Below are 19304 nucleotides of genomic sequence, written 5' to 3'. Positions count from 1 at the left end.
CACGGATGGGCGGAGACTGCGGGTGAGCGCAGGCGGCGGTACCAAGGCGATCATGGCGGCGCTGGGGGCGAACCTGGCGATCGCGGTATCGAAGTTCGTGGCGTTCCTGTTCACAGGGTCGTCGTCGATGCTCGCCGAGTCGGTGCACTCGGTCGCCGACTCGGGCAACCAGGCGCTGCTGCTGTTCGGTGACCGGCAGTCGAAGAAGCGCGCCAGCCGGAAGCACCCCTTCGGGTACGGCCGTGAGCGCTTCTTCTACGCGTTCGTGGTGTCGGTGGTGCTGTTCACGATCGGTGCGGTGTTCTCCATTTACGAGGGCATCGAGAAGATCGCGCATCCGCACGACGTCGAGTCGCCGATCTGGGCGTTCGCCGTCCTGGTCTTCGCCATCGTCGCCGAGGGGTTCTCGTTCCGCACCGCGATCAAGGAGTCCAACGCCCTCAAGGGCGAGCACTCGTGGTTCTCGTTCATCCGCCGCGCCAAGGCGCCCGAACTGCCCGTCGTGCTCCTGGAGGACTTCGGGGCCCTGCTCGGCCTGGTCTTCGCGCTGTTCGGCGTGGCGATGGCCGTCGTGACCGGCAACGGTATGTGGGACGGCGTCGGCACCCTGATGATCGGCCTGCTGCTCGCCGTCATCGCCGTGATCCTGGCGGTCGAGACCAAGTCCCTGCTCATCGGCGAGAGCGCGACTCCCGAGGTCGAGGACAAGATCTGCGAGGCGCTGGAGAACAGCCCCGAGGTCAGCAAGGTCATCCACCTGCGCACGATGCACCTCGGCCCGGAGGAACTGCTGGTCGCAGCCAAGATCGCCGTCGAGCACGACGACACCGCATCCGAGATCGCCAAGGGCATCGACGAAGCCGAACGCCGCATCCGCGAGGCCGTCCCCATGGCCCGAGTCATCTACCTCGAACCCGACCTCTACCGCACCACCGGCTGAACCGGCCCATACCGAAGCCCCCCGGCAGCATCCCCGGGGGGCTTGATCTTCTCTGTCGACCGACGTGTCCGTCGCTCAGCCGAACAGTTCGCCGGTGGCCGCGACGACGACGGCGCGCCTGGCCCACTGTTCGAGTTGGTCGGTGTCGGTGCAGGAGGTGATGCGTTCGCGCTGCGCGTCGGTGACGGGCAGACCGCGGGTCTCCAGCACCAGCAGGATCGTCTTGGCCTCACCCTCCGCGCGGCCTTCCGCGCGGCCCTTGGCTCGGGTTTCGGAGATGTATGCGTGGGGCTTGGTGGCCATCAACATCCTCCAGATCTGCTGTGCCCGCCCGGTGCCGAGCCCGAATTCGGTGAATTCCATCAGTTCGCTGGCTTGTTCTTCGTCGATCTCTTTGAGCGCGTTGGAGAGCACGTCCAGTATCGCATCCACGTTCCGTGACTTGGCGTGTACGAGTGCTGACAGGACGGCGAAGTCGATGTCCTCGAGTGCCTGGTCGACGTCGGTGATGGCAGGGACGTTGTCGGGGCCGAGGACCAGTGGGCGTACGGTCAGGGTGGGCCACTCGGGGAGGCCGACCTGGTGGGGTTCGCGTGCCCACCGGGCCGTGGCCGCGTCGCGGCAGGTGACGATCAGCAGGACGTCGCACTGGTGCTGGTCGTGCAGGTAGGACAGATAGCGCGCCCAGCGGCGGCGTTTCTGCTCCGAGGCCTTGGTCTGGGATTCGACGGCGGTGATCACGGCCCTGTCGGGCAGGTGGATCTTGGCCAGGGTGTCGACCCAGCGGGGGACGGGTTGCAGGTCGGTGAGGTCGACGTTCATGACCTCGATCTTGATCGGGTCGGGCAGGGGCACGTTCAGGACCTTCTGCAGGACGCGAGGGATCAGCTCCGTGTGCTCCTGGAAGATCCTGTGCAATGCCTCATGCTGGGAGGTGGACATGACGGAAAGTTACCATACGAACACGTAAAGTGTTCGTGTTTCGCTTGAGGTCAGCGGCCGCGGAGGAGGCGGAGGGCCTTCTCCTTCTCGAAGTCGAGGGCGCGGCGGGGGGCGTGGATGCGGCCGAGGCGGAGGCCGAGGTCGCGGACGGCCTGGGCGACGGCGGGTTCGCTGAGGACGCGCAGGCCGAAGGCGAGCTCGGCCGGTGAGACGTCGAGGCGCCGTTCGAGCTCCATCGCCTGGCTGACGGCGGCCAGTTCCTCGGGCCCGAAGCGCCGGTGGGAGCCTTTGTCCCGCGTCTCGGGCAGCAGGCCGAGCGACTCCCGGTAGCGGAGCATCCGGGGGGACAGGCCCAGGCGTTTCGCGGCCTCAGTGATGCGCATGAGACCAATTCTTACATTCTTTTGTCAGGTTCGGGCTTCTGGGTATGCATTGGGGCTCGGGAGCCTCTTACACTCGCAGAGACGAAAGTGACCGGGTTGAGGGGAAGACGCTATGGACTTCAAGGTCGCCGACCTTGCACTCGCCGATTTCGGGCGCAGGGAGATCCAGCTCGCCGAGCATGAGATGCCGGGCCTGATGGCCGTCCGCCGCGAGTACGCCGAGTCGCGTCCGCTGAGCGGAGCCAAGATCATGGGCTCGCTCCACATGACGATCCAGACGGCCGTCCTGATCGAGACGCTGGTGGCGCTCGGTGCCGACGTACGGTGGGTGAGCTGCAACATCTTCTCCACGCAGGACCACGCGGCCGCCGCGGTGGTCGTCGGCCCGAACGGCTCCGTCGACGACCCCAAGGGCGTCCCGGTGTTCGCCTGGAAGGGCGAGACCCTGGAGGAGTACTGGTGGTGCACCGACCAGGCCCTGCGCTGGCCTGACGGCAGCGGCCCCAACATGATCCTCGACGACGGCGGCGACGCCACCCTGCTCGTCCACAAGGGCGCCGAGTACGAGAAGGCCGGCGCCGTGCCCTCGGCCGGTGAGGACGACCCGGAGGAGTGGAAGATCATTCTCGACCTCCTCCGCCGCACCATCTCCGAGGACGACGGCCGCTGGACCAAGGTGGCCCAGAGCGTCAAGGGCGTCACCGAGGAGACCACGACGGGCGTCCACCGCCTGTACGAGATGTTCAAGAACGGCACGCTGCTGTTCCCGGCGATCAACGTCAACGACTCGGTCACCAAGTCGAAGTTCGACAACAAGTACGGCTGCCGCCACAGCGTGATCGACGGCCTCAACCGCGCCACCGACGTGCTCATCGGCGGCAAGGTGGCCGTGGTCTGCGGTTACGGCGACGTGGGCAAGGGCTGTGCCGACGCGCTGCGCGGCCAGGGCGCCCGCGTGATCGTCACCGAGATCGACCCCATCTGCGCCCTGCAGGCCGCCATGGACGGCTTCCAGGTGACCACGCTCGAGGAGGTCGTCGGGATCGCGGACATCTTCGTGACCACGACCGGCAACTTCAACATCATCACGGCCGACCACATGGGCCGGATGAAGCACCAGGCGATCGTCTCCAACATCGGCCACTTCGACAACGAGATCGACATGGCCGGTCTCGCCAAGGTGCCGGGCATCGTCAAGCAGGAGGTCAAGCCGCAGGTCCACACCTGGACCTTCCCCGACGGCCACTCCATCATCGTGCTCGCCGAGGGCCGCCTGATGAACCTCGGCTGTGCCACCGGCCACCCGAGCTTCGTGATGTCCAACTCCTTCACCAACCAGGTGATCGCGCAGATCGAGCTGTTCACCAAGACCGAGGAGTACCCGGTCGGCGTGTACGTCCTGCCGAAGCACCTCGACGAGAAGGTCGCGCGGCTCCACCTCGACGCGCTCGGCGTGAAGCTCACCAAGCTGACCAAGGAGCAGGCGGAGTACATCGGCGTCGACGTCGAGGGTCCGTACAAGCCTGACCACTACCGTTACTGATCGGTCAGCCCTAGCTCTCAGGCGAGGTCCCCGCGCACGTCCTGCGTGGGGGCCTTTCGCCACATTTAGGGGGAATTGTGGAATTCGCGGACGCGCCGCTGGCCGAGGCGGGCGAGCGGCGGATCGACTGGGCGCTGCGCTCCATGCCCGTTCTGCGGGCGATCGGGGAGCGGTTCGCCCGGACGCTGCCGCTCGACGGCCTGAAGATCGCCGCGTGCCTCCACATCACCGCTGAGACCGCGGTGCTGGTCGGGGCGCTGCGGGCGGGCGGCGCCCGGGTCGCGCTGGCCGCCTCCAACCCCCTGTCCACGCAGAACGACGTGGCGGCGGCCCTGGCGGCGTACGACGTCGCGGTGCACGCCCGCGCCGGGGTCGATCGCGACACCTACTACCGCCACATCCACCAGGCCCTCGACATCGGGCCGGACATCGTGCTCGACGACGGCTGCGACCTGGTGAACATCCTGCACACCGAGCGGGTCGAGTTGCTCGACGGCGTCAGCGGCGGGTGCGAGGAGACCACCACGGGCATCATCCGGCTGCGCCAGATGGCGGCCGAGCAGGCCCTCCGGTTCCCGATGGTCGCGGTGAACGACACCCGCACCAAGCGGATGTTCGACAACAGGTACGGCACCGGCCAGTCGACCCTCGACGGCATCCTGCGGGCCACCAACATGCTGCTCGCGGGCCGCACGGTGGTCGTGGCGGGCTTCGGCTACTGCGGACGAGGTGTGGCCGAGCGGGCGCGCGGCCAGGGCGCGCGGGTGATCGTCACCGAGATCGACCCGGTCAAGGCACTGGACGCGAGCCTGCAGGGCTACGACGTGCGGCCGATGGCGGAGGCCGCCCGGCAGGGGGACCTCTTCATCACCGTCACGGGCAACCGCGACGTCATCCGCGGTGAGCACCTCGCCGAGATGAAGGACGGCGCGATCCTCGCCAACGCCGGGCACTTCGATGTCGAGATCGACGTGCGGGCGCTGGAGTCGATGGCGGACACCGTGTACCTCGGCGTGCGCCCGCACACCGACGAGTACGTCCTGGCCGACGGCCGGCGGCTGCTGCTGCTCGCCGAGGGCCGTCTGGTGAACCTCACGGCCGCCGAGGGTCATCCCGCGGCCGTCATGGACATGTCGTTCTCCGCCCAGGCGCTCGCGGTCGCCTGGCTGGCGGAGGAGCGCTCACGGCTCACGCCCGGGGTGTACGACGTCCCGGCGGAGATCGACGTGGAGGTCGCCCGGCTGAAGCTGGCGGCGGCGGACATCGAGATCGACGCGCTCACCCCTGTCCAGGCCGATTATCTGCGGTCCTGGCGCCTCGGTTCCTGAGCCGTTTTCCGTCGCGTCATCAATTGTTCTTCCGGCGGGACCTTTAACGGTTTCTTTTCACGTCCTCACAGGTCGGCCGCGCACTGCTCTATTTCATAGACAGTTATGTCGGGATTCGGTGACATTTTGTCACCCAACCGGCATCACTTAGCGATCGCGCCTCGTCAACGGTTATGTAACCGGGCCTCGACAGCCTCCCCGCCAAGTGCGTTCCTACAGGTGAGAGCAAGTCCGAAGACACCGCAGGGCACTGTCGGGTTGTCGCCATGTGCCCTGCCATCGGCCCAAAAATCCCCATCTCGCCCACGAGGAGGGAAGATGGTCAGAAGGCGCCATCTCACCATTACGGTCGCGGCGGCCGCGGCTCTGCTCGCCACGGCCTGCCAGACCGACAGCGCCAATCCCCCCCAGAACTCCGGCCCCACCGAACAGGCCGGCAAGCCCGTCTCGGGCGGCACGCTCCGGCTCGTCGGCGGCGGAGACGTCGACCATCTCGACCCCACCAGCACCTACTACACCGTGACGAACGGGATCCTGCGCGCCTACGCCCGCCAGCTGTTCTCCCTGGCCGCGCAGAGCGACCCGAAGAAGGCGCTGGAGGTCGTCCCCGACGTGGCGACCGAGATCCCGACCACCGGCAACGGCGGCATCAGCAAAGATCTGCTCACCTACACGATCAAGCTGCGCGACGGCGTCCAGTGGGACACCACGCCGCCGAGGCCGGTCACGGCGCAGGACTTCGTGCGCGGCTTCAAGCGCCTCTGCAACCCGGTGGCCGGCGCGGGGGCTCCCGGCTACTACACCAGCACGATCAAGGGCATGGCCGAGTACTGCGCGGCCTACGCCAAGGCGTTCGCCAAGGACAAGCCCACGCCGAAGGCGCTGGCGGACTTCCAGAACTCCCACGACGTTTCCGGTGTGCGGGCCAAGGACGACAAGACCATCGTCTTCACGCTGATCCAGCCGGCGAGCGACTTCCTCAACATCCTGTCGCTGAACTTCTCCTCCGCCGCCCCCCAGGAGTACGACCAGTACCTCCCCGACGACGCCGACTTCCGGCAGCACGTGATCTCCGACGGCCCGTACAAAATCACCAAGTACGCGGCGACCAAGGAGATCCGCCTGGAGCGCAACCCGGCCTGGAGGCAGGAGGCGGACCCGATCCGGCACCAGTACGTCGAGGCGATCGAGGTGAAGGAGGGCGTCACCGAGCCGGACAGCGTGCAGCAGCAGCTCGAGGCCGGCAGCGCCGACCTGTCGTGGGACCTGCCGGTGCCGACCGCGCAGCTTCCCCGCCTGGCCGCCGCGAACGACCCGAACTACAAGGTCTTCCCCGGCGCGATCACCAACCCTTACCTCGTCTTCAACCTGCAGAGCAAGAACGAGAACGGCGCGATGGGCAAGCTCAAGGTGCGCCAGGCCATCGAGTACGCCATCAGCAAGGTCGCGGTCGGCAAGATCTACGGCGGCAAGGACCTGAACACCCCGCTGCACACCGCGATCCCGCCCGGCAACATCGGCTACCAGGAGTACAACCCGTACCCCACGCCGAACGACAGCGGCGACCCGGCCAAGTGCAAGCAGTTGCTCTCCGAGGCCGGCTACCCGAACGGCATGACGCTGATCGGCGCGTTCCGCAACGCGGGCAACCACCCCTCGGTCTTCCAGTCGTACTCGGCGGACCTGAAGAAGTGCGGCATCACCGTCAAGGGCCTGCCGGTGCGGCAGGGCGACTACTACGGCGCCTTCCTGCAGAACCCCTCCCTCGCCAAGGACAGCAAGTGGGACGTCTCGGCGCCGGGCTGGATACCCGACTGGTACGGCAACAACGGCCGGGCGGTGGCGCAGCCGCTGTTCCAGACCAACTGCACCCCCGGCACGTCGAACTACGGCTGCTACAGCAACCCCAAGGTCGACGACCTGATCAAGAAGGCCCTGGCGGAGCCGGACCAGGCCAAGGCCGCGGGCCTGTGGCACCAGGTCGACCAGCAGGTGCTGGCCGACGCGGTGATCGTGCCGTTCCAGAACCAGAACACGCCGATCTACCACTCCAAGCGGGTGAAGAACGCTCTCTACCTGCCGGCCTTCCAGCTGTACGACGTCACCAACCTCTGGCTCGACCCGCCCACCCCGTGACGGGAGGACCTGTGAGCCGAAGGACCGGAGAATGAGCCTTCTCGAGGTGAGAGATCTCACGGTCGGCTTCCCGACCGCGGACGGCCTGGTGCGGGCCGTCCGCGGCCTGTCGTTCAGTGTCGAGCCGGGGCGGACGCTGGCGATCGTCGGGGAGTCGGGGAGCGGCAAGACGGTGAGCACGCAGGCCATCCTCGGCCTGCTGCCCGAGGCGGACATCTCGGGCAGCGCGCTGTTCGAGGGCCTCGACCTCCTCGCACTGAGCGAGGAACGTCTGCGCCAGATCCGTGGATCCGAGATAAGCGTGATATTCCAGGACCCTCTGACCAGCCTCCACCCCCTGTACAAGGTGGGCTGGCAGATCGCCGAGCTGATCCAGGTCCACGACGCCTCCGTGAGCCGCGCGCAGGCCCGGCGGCGCGCGGTCGAGCTGCTGGGACTGGTCGGCATCCCGCGGCCCGACCGCCGAATCGACGACTACCCCCACCAGTTCTCCGGCGGCATGCGGCAGCGCGCCATGATCGCGATGGCGCTCGCCCTCAACCCCCGGCTGGTGATCGCCGACGAGCCGACGACCGCGCTGGACGCGACCGTGCAGGCCCAGATCCTGGAGCTGATCATGCGGCTACAGCGGGAGTTCGACATCGCGCTCGTGCTGATCACCCACGACCTGGGCGTCGTCGCGGGGATGGCCGACGAGGTCATGGTCATGTACGCCGGCCTCCCGGTCGAGCGGGCCGACCGGCGCACCCTGTACTACCGGCCGCATCACCCCTATACGAAGGGGCTGCTGGAGTCGATCCCCGGCAGCACCGGCGTGCGGGAGGGCAGGCTCCGGCCGATCCCCGGCCAGCCGCCCAGCATGATCGCGGTGCCGCCCGGATGCGCGTTCCATCCGCGTTGCCGGTACGCGATGCCGGTGTGCCTGGCCGAGCGCCCGCCCCTCGACCGGGTCACCGGCGACGGGGACCACGCCTCGGCGTGCTGGCTGCCGCACGAGGCGGTCGGGCTCGGCGAGGAGGCGGAGGCCGTACGGCTGCGCGCCGCCGCCGCCTCCGATCAGGAGCCCGAACCGGGCGGGGCGGTCCCGGAAGGCTCGGGGGGAGATACGCGGTGAACCTTCTCGAAGTCGACAACCTCATCAAACACTTCCCGATCACCGCCGGCACGCTGATCCGGCACACGGTCGGGCAGGTGCACGCCGTCGACGGGGTCAGCCTGACCCTGGCGCCCGGCGAGACGCTGGGGCTGGTGGGCGAGACCGGATGCGGCAAGTCGACCCTGGCGCGCTGCATCGCCGGTCTGTACCCGGTGACCTCCGGCAAGGTGACCTTCGACGGGCAGGACATCACCAACCTGTCGCGAAGCGCCATGCGGCCCTTTCGCAGGGACATCCAGGTGATGTTCCAGGATCCCTACGGCTCGCTCAACCCGCGCCGCCGGGTCGGCTCGATCATCGCCGACCCGCTCGTCATCCACGACGTCGGCACCCCGCGCGAGCGCCGCCGCACGGTGGCGGAGCTGATGGAACGGGTCGGCCTCAACCCCGAGCACTACAACCGGTTCCCCGCGGAGTTCTCCGGCGGCCAGCGGCAGCGCATCGGCGTCGCCCGGGCCCTCGCGCTGCGGCCACGCCTGATCATCTGCGACGAGCCGGTCTCCGCCCTCGACGTGTCGATCCAGGCCCAGATCCTCAACCTCCTGAAGGACCTGCAGGACGACTTCGGGCTCACGTACCTGTTCATCGCCCACGACCTGTCGGTCGTCCGGCACGTCAGCGACCGCATCGCGGTGATGTACCTGGGCAAGGTGGCCGAGCTCGCCGAGGCCGGAGAGCTGTACGAGCGTCCGCGCCACCCCTACGCCGACGCGCTGCTGTCGGCCACCGCCGTGGCCGACCCGGACGCCGCCGACCGGCGCAGCCGCGTCATCCTCACCGGCGACGTCCCCTCGCCGATCGACCCGCCGTCCGGGTGCCGGTTCCACCCGCGCTGCCCGAGGGCGCAGGAGGTCTGCTCGGTCGAGCAGCCCGTTCTGGCGGGCGCCGGGCACCTGACGGCCTGCCACTTCCCGATCGGCGACGGTGAGAGGAGGACGCGGTGACGCTCACCGAGATACGCCCGGAGGCCGTGCCCGGCGGCACCATCGCCGGGCGCAGCCCTTGGGCCCTGGCCTGGGCCCGCATCCGGACCGACAAGGTCGCCCTGGCGTCGGCGGTGGTCGTCGTGCTGCTGCTCGTGCTCGCCGCCGCGGCGCCGCTCATCGCGCAGTGGAGCGGGCACGGCCCCGACGACCAGTTCCGCGACACCGGCATCACCGACGCCGGCCTGCCGGTGGCCCCCAACGGGACGTTCTGGTTCGGCACCGACCGCCTGGGCCGCGACCTGTTCATCCGCGTCCTGTACGGGGCGCGGGTGTCGCTGGTCGTCGGCGTGCTGTCCACCGGCCTGGCCGCGATGCTGGGGGTCGCCGTCGGCCTGGTCGCGGGGTTCTACGGCGGCGTGATCGACACGATCCTGTCGCGGCTGATGGACGTCGTGCTGTCGTTCCCGTACCTGATCTTCGCCATCGCCGTCGTGTCGATCGCCGGGCCGTCGCTCACCGCCACGATCGGGGTGATCGCGTTCTACTCCTGGGCGGCGATCGCCCGCATCGTGCGCGGCCAGACCCTGTCGATCAAGGAACGGGAGTACGTCGAGGCGGCGAGGTCGCTCGGGGCGGGCGACGCGCGCATCATGTTCGTTGACATCCTGCCGAACCTCCTCGCGCCGGTGATCGTGCTGGTGACGCTGCTGATCCCGGCCGCGATCGTCTTCGAGTCGACCCTGTCGTACCTCGGCCTCGGCATCGTGCCCCCGACACCCTCGTGGGGCAACCTGCTGAGCGAGGCACAGGGCTTCTACCGGGTCGCCTGGTGGTACCTCACCTTCCCGGCGGGGACCCTGCTGCTCACCACGCTCGCCTTCAACCTGCTCGGGGACGGCATCCGCGACGCCATCGACCCGCGCACCGAGCGGCTGTTCAGCAGGCGCCGGGGCATCGTCCGCAGACGCGGCGCCCGTGCGAAGGCCGCGCGGCGCGTGAAGACGGAGGGCTGATCGCGATGTTCCGTCGATTCATCGTCCGGCGCGTGCTGCTCGGCGTGATCGTGCTGTGGCTCGTCACGCTCGGGACGTTCTTCATGTTCTTCGTGGCGCCCGGCGACCCGGCCCGGACGCTGGCCGGGCGGCAGGCCACCCCCGAGCAGGTCGACATGATCAGGCGCGACCTCGGCCTCGACCAGCCCGTCATCGTGCAGTACGGCCAGTACATGGGACGGCTGCTCCACGGCGACCTCGGTAAGTCGTACTTCAACGGCGAGTCGGTCGGCAAGCTGGTCGCCGCGGACCTGCCGCCGACCCTGTCGCTGGTGCTCGGCGGCGCGGTGCTGTGGCTGATCGTCGGGGTGACAGCGGGGATGCTGAGCGCCACCCGGGCACGCTCGGTCCTCGACAGGCTCCTGACGTTCCTCGCGCTCGCCGGGGTGTCCATGCCGACGTTCGTGATCGGGCTGCTGCTGCTCTACCTGCTGTTCTTCCAGCTCACCAAGGCGGGGATGCCGATCTTCCCGCCCGACTCCTATGTCGATCTGTCGCAGAACCCGGCCGAGTGGGCGCGGCACCTGATCCTGCCGTGGATCACGCTGGCCACGGTGCAGGCCGCGACCTACCTGCGGCTGACCAGAGGGTCGATGCTCGACGTGCTGGGCGAGGACTACATCCGCACGGCCCGCGCCAAGGGCGTGCCGGAGCGGCGGGTGATCGTACGGCACGGACTGCGCTCGGCGCTCACCCCCGTGGTGTCGCAGCTCGGCGTGGACGTCGGCACGCTCATCGGCGGCGTGGTCGTCACCGAGTCGGTCTTCGGCCTCGGCGGGGTCGGCCAGGCGGTGGTGCAGGCGTTCGTGAGCAGCGACCTACCGGTGATCATGGGGGTGGTGCTGATCAGCGCCGCCGCGGTGGTCGTCGCCAACCTGCTGGTCGACGTGGCGTACGCCCTCCTGGACGCCCGCGTCCGGCTGGCCTGAGGCCTTCGTGGGGATGGGCATGGCCGGCGCGACCTCTCCCTCGCGCACCGGCCATACCCGCTTCCCACGTACGGGTCAATGCCCCAGTGACCCGTTGGGTCGCCAAGTGCCCGCCTTCGCGCCATGTATGCGGGGGCGAGGAAAAAAATCTAGGCGGGAGGGGTGAATCCGCCCGATGCCGGCTGCGTTTCCGCAGATGGGGCGGTACGCGCGCCTGGTGAGAAAATTTCGGCGGGTTGCGGCTGCGGGGCCTGCGGAGGAGCCGCCTGGGCGTACGGGCCGGGGTGAGGAGCCGCGTGGGCCTGCGGGACGGGATGGCCGTACGCCGTCCGCGCGTACCGCGACCGCTGCGCCATCTGCCGGGCGATGCGCGCCTCCGTGCGGCGGCGGCGCTCGGCGAGGACGGCCGAGAGGTAGGCGTGCGGAGGCACGGCGGGCGGAGGCGGCGGCGAGACGAACGACGCGAACTGCGCGGCGATCCGCGATCCCATCTCGTGCTGGACGGCGGGAGAGAGCTGGTGCCAGCGCGAAAGGTACTGCCGGGCGGTGGAGGCGAGCTCCTGGGGCAGCCGGGACAGCTCCAGCGTCGCCGCCCACGCCGCGAGCGCGGGCGGCATCTGCGGCGGCGGGGACTGGCGGGGGCCGCGCTCGGAGATCACGATGGTGCCCGAGAAGACGTCGCCGAGCCGCTTGCCCTGCGAGGAGATCAGCGAGCTGATCAGCGCGGGGGCGCCGTACAGGATCCAGAACTCCAGGAGCCCGGCGAGCCCGCGGAACAGCGCCTGCCGGAACCGCTCGGGGCTCCCGTCGTCGCTGACCACGCGCAACCCCAGGGCGAGCTTGCCGAGGCTGCGGCCACGGCTCAGCGTCTCGAAGATCACCGGGTAGCCGACGGTGACGAGCGCCATGACGAGGATCATGAGCGCGATCACCACGGCCTCCTCGGTAACGAAGGACGCCATGCCGAGCAGCATGATCAAACCGATCATGGCCAGGACCTGCACCACCATGTCGATGAACAGGGCCACGGCGCGGCTCGGCAGCTGGGCGACCCGCACTTCGAGGACGACGGCCTCACCGGTCACGACATCGGACACGCCCCCACCCTATCCGGCGGGCCAATAGGCTCTCATGCGTGGACATCGACGCGTTCGTCGCCGCGCACAAGCCGACATGGGACCGCCTCGAAGCCCTCGTGCGCCACCGGGGCTCGCTGAGCGGCGCCGAGGTCGACGAGCTGGTCGACCTATACCAGCGGACGGCGACACATCTGTCCATCGTCAGGTCCGGGTCCGACCAGCTCCTGGTGGGCCGTCTGTCGGCGCTGGTCGCGCGGGCCCGGTCCGCGGTGACCGGCGCGCACACCCCTGCCTGGCGGGAGTTCGTGCGGTTCTTCACCGTCTCGTTCCCCGTGGTGGCCTACCGCGCCCGCTGGTGGTGGGCGGCCACGGCCGGCGCCTTCCTGGTGGTGTCGGTGGTGCTCGGGGTGTGGATCGCGCGCAACCCCGGCGTCCAGGCCGCCGTCGCGAGTCCCGAGGAGATCAGGCAGCTCGTCGAGCACGACTTCGCCGACTACTACTCCGATCACCCCGCGGGGGCGTTCGCCGGGCAGGTGTGGATCAACAACGCCTGGGTGTCCATGCAGGTGATCGCGATGTCGGTGCTGCTCGGCATCCCGATCCCGTACATCCTCTGGCAGAACGCCGCGAACGTCGGCGTCTCCGGCGGCCTGATGGCCTCCTACGACCGGCTCGACGTCTTTTTCGGGCTGATCACCCCGCACGGTCTGCTGGAGCTGACAGCCGTCTTCCTGGCCGCCGCCGTGGGGATGCGCCTCGGGTGGACGGCCATCGACCCGGGGCCGCGCAAACGCACCGAGGCGCTGGCCGAGCAGGGGCGCGCCGTGGTGAGCGTGGCGCTCGGACTGGTGGCGGTGCTGCTGGTCTCCGGGCTGATCGAGGCGATGGTCACCCCGTCCCCGCTGCCCACCTGGGCGCGCATCGGCATCGGCGTGATCGCCGAGGGCGCCTTCCTGGCCTACGTCGTCTTCTTCGGCCGCAGGGCGCTGCGCGCGGGCGAGTCCGGCGATCTCGAACGCGCCCCGGACGTCGCACCGTCCAGTTAGTCCCGGAGCGCCCTCAGGAACTTCGCGGCGAGCGGGGCGGCCACGCCGGGGCCGCTGCCGCCGTTCTGGACGAGCACGGCGAAGGCCAGCGAGCCCCGGTAGCCGACGAACCAGGCATGCGAGCTCGCCCCCTTCACCTCGGCGGTGCCGGTCTTCCCGGCGGTGCCGGACGGGAGGCCCGCCTGGGCGGCGGTGCCCTTCGTCACCACCGCGCCCATCATCGCGCGCACGCCGTCGAGCACTCCCTGGTCCAGGGGCACCTCCGGCGGTGATCCGGCGGGCGGCGTGTCGGTCATGAGGGCGGGGCGCCAGACGCCGCTCGCCACGGCGGCGGCGACCTCGGCCATGCACAGCGGGCTCGCCTGCACGGAGTTCTGCCCGATCGCGTCGGCGCCCAGCTCGTCGAGGTCCTTGGGCGGCTGGATGCGGCAGGTGCTGAGGCCGGTCTTCTCGCGGAACCCGAACCGGTCGGCCGCCTCGGCGCGCAGCTGGTCGCCGCGCAGGTGTTCGTAGGTCTGCTGCACGAAGGTGGTGTTGCACGAGTGGGCGAACGCCATGGTGAGGCTGACCGTGCCGCGGTCGGCGCCGCCGTCGTTGGTGAAGCTGCGGGCGTTCGGGATGGTGTACGACGCCGGGCACGGCACCTGGGAGTCGGCCGTCAGGCCGTTGCCCAGGAGCGCGGCGGCCGTCACCACCTTGAAGGCCGAACCGGGCGGGTAGAGGCCGTTGAAGGCCCGCCTGCCGCCCAGGGTGTCCGCCACCGCGCGGACCTGCCTGCTCTGGACGTCCACGGCGACGATCGCCGCGGGCTGCGTCACACCGTCCAGGGCGCGGGCGGCGGCGGTCTGCTCCCGCTGCGCGATCGTGGTGCGCCGTCCCGCCTGGGTGGGGTTGGGGGAGGCCAGCAACACCTTGCCCGACGGCACCTCCTCCAGCGACAGACGTACGGCGGCGGCGTCCAGGCCGGGGAAGTAGTCGCCGGCCCTGCTGTTCGGCGGGAACGCCCGCCCCTCGCGGGTCAGCACCTGGGGGGACCTGTTCTCCTTCAGCCGTACGCCACCGCCGTCCCTGAGGGACGGATGCAGCGTCTCGGGCGCCCACAGCACCTTCCACGAGCCGTTCCGCAGGGCGAGGCGCAGCACCGAGGAGAACGGCCACGGGCCGAGCCCGGTCACCTGGCGCACGCCCTGGAACGGCACTTCGGCCGCCTCGGCGCCCACCAGGCGCGGGACGCCGGGCGTCAGCGACAACGACGCGATCCGCAGGTCGGCGCTGAACCGGCGGTGCCGGTCGGCGAAGTCGGCCGGCGGATCGGCGACCAGGCCGGCCATTGAGGTGAGGTCACCGGCCTGCCAGGCGGCGAAGTAGCGGCTCGCGGTGCCGCCGGGCCCCTCCTGGACGGGCGGCGTGGAGGGGGAGGCGGGCAGGGGGAGGCCGGTGGCGGGCGCCGTCGTCCCGGTGACCGGTGCCACCGTCCCGGCCGGTCGGGCGGTGACCGGCGGGGCCTGTGCGGTGAGGGTGGGGGACGGCCGGCGCGTGCGTGCCAGCGGGGTCTGCATGGGATCCGGCGTGGTCAGCACCGCGTACCCGGCGAAGGCCAGCATCAGGCCCACCAGGACGACCATCACCACGGGCCATCGAGCACGCATTGTTTGCACCGCCGAGTTGATTGGGACCGCACACCGCGAAAAGATCGTATGCGGCAAAAGGTGCGCTCATCCCTGCTTTATTCACCGACTGGAATACGGCCAGTGCTGAATACGCGTTTTCTCGAACCGGAATAACGGGACGCATCCCCCCGGTCGCCGGAGCGGTGAAAGACTGCTGTCATGGCCAGCATGCATGACGTCCATTCCCGCCACGATCACACCGATCCGGCCTGCGCCCTCGCCCACGGAGAGATGGCGGCGGAGACGGATCAGCGCACCCTCGTCGCCGTTTTCGCCTCACCGGTGGCCGAATATCTGCTTCGCTACGGGGTCGATCTCGGATATCGGGTGCTGCTGCTGGAGCCGGACCCGGAACGCGCCGAGCGGGCGGCGGGCCGCGTGCCGCCCGGCGCCGAGGTGGTGGCACAGGCGCCATCCGAGCCGGTCGGGGCGGCCGACGTCGTGGTCACCGACCACGACCGACCCGAACTCGGCGCCGTGCTGCGCGAACTGCTCACCTTCCCATGCCGCTGGATCGGCGTGATGGGCAGCCCGCGCCACACGGCTCCGCACGTGGCCGCGCTGGCGGAACTGGGGGTGCCGGCCGAGGAGATCGCGCGGATCCACCGGCCGATCGGCCTCAACATCGGCTCCCGCACCCCTCCGGAGATCGCCGTCTCCACCCTGGCCGGCCTCCTCGCCGACCGTAACGCCCGCCCCGGTGGCTTCGTCTTCTGAGCGTCGTCAGGACAGGGCCATCGTCGTGCTCGGCGTGAGGGGGACGGGCGGGTGGCGGAGGCCCGCCACCCGCCCGCAGGGGAGAGGTTGGTTCCGGGGTGTCAGGAGGTCACGCAGCGTCGCAGTACTTGTTGCTCAGCGGCACGTCGTCGAAGGTCAGCCCCTTGGCGAACTGGAGCGGGGCGATGTTGGAGAGCATGTAGGCCATGTTGACCCGGGCGACGAAGCACCCGCCCCGGTTGGCGGCCGCGACGATGTGGTGGCCGGCGGACCATCCCTTGGCGACGATGGCCGCCGCGCAGACGGCCATGCCCATCGGGTGCGGGATCTTGCTGCAGATCATGTACGCGGCCCCGGTTGCGAACGTGGTGCCGGACCCGAGCTGGTCCTTGAGGTTCCGGGTGCTGTTCTTGGACAGGTACCACGAGCAGGTGACGATCCCGCAGTTGCGCCGCACGGCCGACAGGGTGCTCGCGGTCGAGGCCGCGGAGGCCTTGGTGGCGGCCGCCGGCGACGTGGCGGCGCCGGCCGGGGAAGCGGTCGCCAGCGCCCCGGCCGAAGCCGCCCCGACCAGGGCGAAGGCGGCGATGGACGAGCGCAGGCGAGCGGTGATGGTGGTCATGTCCGTTCCTCTCCGAGTGCTGTCGTGCTGCGGACGAGAGGAAGGTAAGGCGGCGGTTGTTGAGGAAATGTTGAATCCGTGTGAGGCCGCCGGTCAGCGCCCGCCGGTGCCGCCCGAGCCCTTGTCCATCACCGCCAGCGCCCGCGCCCGTCCCGGCTGGTCGCCCGTGCTCTCGAAGACGGCCAGCGCCTCCTTTGCGAGCTGCCACGCGCGGCCGGGGTCACCCTCGGCGAGGTTCACCTCGGCGAGGGTGGTCAGCGCGTGCGCGTCGAGCAGCCGGTCGCCGAGCCGTACGGCGATGCTCCTCGCCTCCTGGCCCAGAACCCTCGCCTCCGGCACCAGCGCCTGCGACAGCCGTACGGCGGCGAGGTCGAGGAGGGCGTCGGCGTGCCGATGCCGGTCGCCCAGGGACGACAGCAGCGCCGCGGCCCTGCCGAGCTCGGCCGCGGCCTCCTCCAGCCGTCCTGCCCGGTGCAGCACCGTGCCGAGGGCACGGCGGGCCTCGGCCGCCCCGGCGGGATCGGCCCGCTCGTCGAACTCGGCCAGGCACGCGGTGAGATTGCGCTCGGCGTCGGCCAGCCGGCCCTGCTCCAGGAGCACCTGGCCGAGCCTTCGCCTGGTGTGCGCGACATCCCTGGGGCCGCCCGCGCGCAGGAACATGCCGAGCGCGAGCCGCAGCCGGTCGTGGGCGAGGTCCCACTGCTGCTCCGCACGGTGGAGGTCGCCGAGGTCGCGGAGGATGAGCGCCTCGGCCCGGGCGTCCCCGGCCTGCCGGGCCGCGTCCAGCCCGAGCTCGCCGACGTGCCGCCAGCCGTCCATGAACCGGTGGCGCTCCAGGAACGGTGTGAGCAGGTGAGCGAGCCGCCAGGCGCCGTCCCACAGCCCGGCCTTGTGCAGGTCGTCCACCAGGGCGGTCAGGAAGACCCGCTCGGCCAGCAGCCAGTTCACCGAGGCGCGGATGTCGGTGGTGGCGAAGGCCGGCCGGTCGAGCTCGGCCGCGGCCTCGCCCGACACCAGCGGGAACCGGGAGGCCCGCACCTTGGTCATCACGACGCTCATGAGCCCGGTGAGGACATGGCGGACGGCGTCCTCACCGCTCTGCGCCATCAGCTCCTCGCGCGCGTACAGGCGGGTCAGGTCGTGGAGCCGGTAGCGGACCTGGCCGGCGGCGTCCACCATGTGCGTCTCCAGCAGGCCCGCGTCCACGAGCGTCTCGGCCTCGTCGCCGAACAGGACGGCGACCCAGTGGGCGAAGTCGGGCGCCGACAGCGCCCCGAGCATGCGGAGCATGCGCTTGGCCTTGTCCGGCAGCTCTTCGTAGCCCACCGAATAGACGCTGCGGACGGTCTGGTCGCCCGAGTGCAGCAGGTCGAGCCGCCGCTGCTCGTCGTCGAGGAGGTTCGCCAGGTGCTCGACCGTCCACGCCGGGCGCGCGGCGAGCCGGGACCCGGCGATGCGCAGCGCGATCGGCAGGCCGGCGCAGGCGCGCACCAGCCGGCGCGTCGCGGCCGGCTCGGCCGTCGCCCGTTCCGGGCCGATCAGCTGGACGAGGAGGGCCACCGAGTCGTCGTCGTCGAGGACGTCCACGGGCAGCCGTACGGCGTCGATCAGGCCACCGAGCGGGGAGCGGCTGGTCACGATCACCGGGCACGAAGTGAGCAGGGGACGCACCTGGCTCTCGCCCGCGGCGTTGTCGAGCAGCAGGAGCAGCCGGCGGCCCGCGGTGTAGGTGCGGAACAGTTTCTCCCGCTGTTCGAGCGTGGCGGGCATGGCCTGCACCGGGCAGCCGAGCCAGCGCAGGAAGTCCTCCAGGACCGCCGCGGGGTTCACCGGCCGGCCGTGGTCGCCGCGCAGGTCGGCGTAGAAGACGCCGTCGGGGAAGCGGTCGCGCGTCCGCCACGCGGCGTGCACGGCGAGCGCCGACTTGCCCGCCCCCGCCTGCCCGTGGACCACGACGCGCGCCGGGGCCCGCGGATCGGCGGTGAGCCGGTCGAGCTGCCCCAGCAGGCTCTCCCGGCCGGTGAAGTCGGCCACGTCGTACGGCAGGAGCACGGGCGGCCCCGTCGAGACGTGCAGCGACACGTCGTCGTGGAGCATCCGGTGGTAGAGCAGCTGCAGCTCGGGGTCGGGCTCGATCGCGTGCCCGTCGTCCAGGGCCTCCCGCAGCCGCCCGTAGGCGTCCAGGGCCTCCACCCGCCGCCCGCTGCGGTAGAGCGCGAGCATGTACTGGCCGTGGAAGCGCTGCCACATCGGGTGCGCCCTGGTCAGCTGCCGCAGGTCGGCGACCAGCTCGCGGTGGTGGCCGGCCTTCAGGTCGAGGTCGATGCGCCGCTCGACGGCGAGGAGGCGCAGCTCCTCCAGCTCCTCGCGCATCGCCAGGGTCTCGACCCATCGGTGGCCGTCGGGGTCGACGTCCTCCAGCACCTCGCCCCGCCACAGGCCGAGCGCCTCGCCCAGCAGCGAGCGGGCCTCCTCGTCGTGCCCTGCGCGCGCCGCCGAAAGGCCCCTGTCGACCAGGCCGCGGAACCGGTGCACGTCGATCTGGTCGTCGTCGACCGCCAGGGTGTAGGTGCCGGAGACGGTCGTGATGACGTCCTTGCCGAGGAGCTTCCTCAGCTGGCCGACGTAGCCCCGAACCAGGGAGTCGGATCTCTCGCCGTCCTCGTTCGGCCACAGCAGGTGACGCAGGCGGGCGAGCGTCATCGGGCGGCGCGGGTTCAGCACGAGGACCGCCAGCAGGTCACGGTGCTTCCCGGCCGTCGGAGTACGGTCGTGCGTGCCCTCCTGGACCCGCAGCGCCCCCATGATCCGAAATTCCATGACAATCTCCCCGTG

At 70.4% G+C, this 19304-nt stretch carries 16 protein-coding genes; 10 read left to right on the top strand and 6 right to left on the bottom strand.

Features of this window, described 5'->3' with window-relative positions:
* The first annotated feature begins 22 nt into the window (after nucleotides 1–22).
* Complete coding sequence (locus KIK05_RS01600) at nucleotides 23–940, top strand: cation diffusion facilitator family transporter (protein ID WP_214408677.1); 918 nt, start codon at nucleotides 23–25, stop codon at nucleotides 938–940.
* 75 nt (nucleotides 941–1015) lie between these two features.
* Here KIK05_RS01600 and KIK05_RS01595 read toward each other — a convergent pair whose 3' ends face one another.
* Nucleotides 1016–1882 (bottom strand): RpnC/YadD family protein, encoded by an 867-nt coding sequence (locus KIK05_RS01595; RefSeq protein ID WP_214408676.1) that lies wholly within the window; start codon nucleotides 1880–1882, stop codon nucleotides 1016–1018.
* Nucleotides 1883–1932: 50 nt separating this feature from the next.
* Nucleotides 1933–2265 (bottom strand): MerR family transcriptional regulator, encoded by a 333-nt coding sequence (locus KIK05_RS01590; RefSeq protein ID WP_214408675.1) that lies wholly within the window; start codon nucleotides 2263–2265, stop codon nucleotides 1933–1935.
* A 112-nt stretch (nucleotides 2266–2377) separates the two neighbouring features.
* On the opposite strand from KIK05_RS01590, the gene ahcY reads away from it, so the two are divergent.
* The 7 genes from ahcY (at nucleotide 2378) to KIK05_RS01555 (ending at nucleotide 11335) form a co-directional block, all read left to right on the top strand.
* Entirely contained in the window at nucleotides 2378–3808 is a 1431-nt protein-coding gene (gene ahcY / locus KIK05_RS01585) for an adenosylhomocysteinase (RefSeq protein WP_214408674.1), read from the top strand.
* Between the two features lie 74 nt (nucleotides 3809–3882).
* Complete coding sequence (locus KIK05_RS01580) at nucleotides 3883–5136, top strand: adenosylhomocysteinase (RefSeq protein ID WP_214408926.1); 1254 nt, start codon at nucleotides 3883–3885, stop codon at nucleotides 5134–5136.
* Between the two features lie 318 nt (nucleotides 5137–5454).
* Nucleotides 5455–7272, top strand: a complete 1818-nt coding sequence (locus KIK05_RS01575; RefSeq protein WP_214408673.1) for an ABC transporter substrate-binding protein — start codon at nucleotides 5455–5457, stop codon at nucleotides 7270–7272.
* Between the two features lie 31 nt (nucleotides 7273–7303).
* Nucleotides 7304–8386 (top strand): ABC transporter ATP-binding protein, encoded by a 1083-nt coding sequence (locus tag KIK05_RS01570; protein ID WP_250562087.1) that lies wholly within the window; start codon nucleotides 7304–7306, stop codon nucleotides 8384–8386.
* Nucleotides 8383–9372 carry an ABC transporter ATP-binding protein gene (locus KIK05_RS01565; RefSeq protein WP_308249695.1) on the top strand — a complete coding sequence of 330 codons (990 nt, stop codon included), beginning with the start codon at nucleotides 8383–8385 and terminating at the stop codon, nucleotides 9370–9372. Before KIK05_RS01570 ends, KIK05_RS01565 begins: the two co-directional genes overlap by 4 nt.
* Nucleotides 9369–10367 (top strand): ABC transporter permease, encoded by a 999-nt coding sequence (locus KIK05_RS46515; RefSeq protein WP_214408671.1) that lies wholly within the window; start codon nucleotides 9369–9371, stop codon nucleotides 10365–10367. Before KIK05_RS01565 ends, KIK05_RS46515 begins: the two co-directional genes overlap by 4 nt.
* Before the next feature lie 5 nt (nucleotides 10368–10372).
* Nucleotides 10373–11335 (top strand): ABC transporter permease, encoded by a 963-nt coding sequence (locus KIK05_RS01555; RefSeq protein ID WP_214408670.1) that lies wholly within the window; start codon nucleotides 10373–10375, stop codon nucleotides 11333–11335.
* A 149-nt stretch (nucleotides 11336–11484) separates the two neighbouring features.
* Here KIK05_RS01555 and KIK05_RS01550 read toward each other — a convergent pair whose 3' ends face one another.
* The gene (locus tag KIK05_RS01550) at nucleotides 11485–12432 is read right to left on the bottom strand and encodes an RDD family protein (RefSeq protein ID WP_308249694.1); all 948 of its coding nucleotides are present in this window, start codon (nucleotides 12430–12432) and stop codon (nucleotides 11485–11487) included.
* A 38-nt stretch (nucleotides 12433–12470) separates the two neighbouring features.
* Between KIK05_RS01550 and KIK05_RS01545 the strand changes: the two genes are divergently transcribed.
* Nucleotides 12471–13460 carry a stage II sporulation protein M gene (locus tag KIK05_RS01545; protein ID WP_214408669.1) on the top strand — a complete coding sequence of 330 codons (990 nt, stop codon included), beginning with the start codon at nucleotides 12471–12473 and terminating at the stop codon, nucleotides 13458–13460.
* Here the strand turns inward: KIK05_RS01545 and KIK05_RS01540 are convergent.
* Nucleotides 13457–15109: a penicillin-binding transpeptidase domain-containing protein gene (locus tag KIK05_RS01540; RefSeq protein WP_214408668.1), complete on the bottom strand. Its 1653-nt coding sequence runs from the start codon at nucleotides 15107–15109 to the stop codon at nucleotides 13457–13459. The genes KIK05_RS01545 and KIK05_RS01540 overlap by 4 nt on opposite strands.
* Nucleotides 15110–15289: 180 nt before the next feature.
* Between KIK05_RS01540 and KIK05_RS01535 the strand changes: the two genes are divergently transcribed.
* Nucleotides 15290–15847: an XdhC family protein gene (locus KIK05_RS01535; protein WP_250562086.1), complete on the top strand. Its 558-nt coding sequence runs from the start codon at nucleotides 15290–15292 to the stop codon at nucleotides 15845–15847.
* 109 nt (nucleotides 15848–15956) lie between these two features.
* Here KIK05_RS01535 and KIK05_RS01530 read toward each other — a convergent pair whose 3' ends face one another.
* Together KIK05_RS01530 and KIK05_RS01525 are read right to left on the bottom strand one after the other, a co-directional pair.
* Nucleotides 15957–16469: a hypothetical protein gene (locus KIK05_RS01530; RefSeq protein ID WP_214408667.1), complete on the bottom strand. Its 513-nt coding sequence runs from the start codon at nucleotides 16467–16469 to the stop codon at nucleotides 15957–15959.
* Nucleotides 16470–16562: 93 nt separating this feature from the next.
* Nucleotides 16563–19289 carry an AfsR/SARP family transcriptional regulator gene (locus KIK05_RS01525; RefSeq protein WP_214408666.1) on the bottom strand — a complete coding sequence of 909 codons (2727 nt, stop codon included), beginning with the start codon at nucleotides 19287–19289 and terminating at the stop codon, nucleotides 16563–16565.
* Nucleotides 19290–19304: the final 15 nt, after the last annotated feature.

This window comes from Sphaerisporangium fuscum (assembly GCF_018531465.1).
Classification (GTDB): domain Bacteria; phylum Actinomycetota; class Actinomycetes; order Streptosporangiales; family Streptosporangiaceae; genus Sphaerisporangium; species Sphaerisporangium fuscum.
Note: the sequence above shows the minus strand (reverse complement) of the source record. Positions and strands in the feature narration are given on the sequence as shown.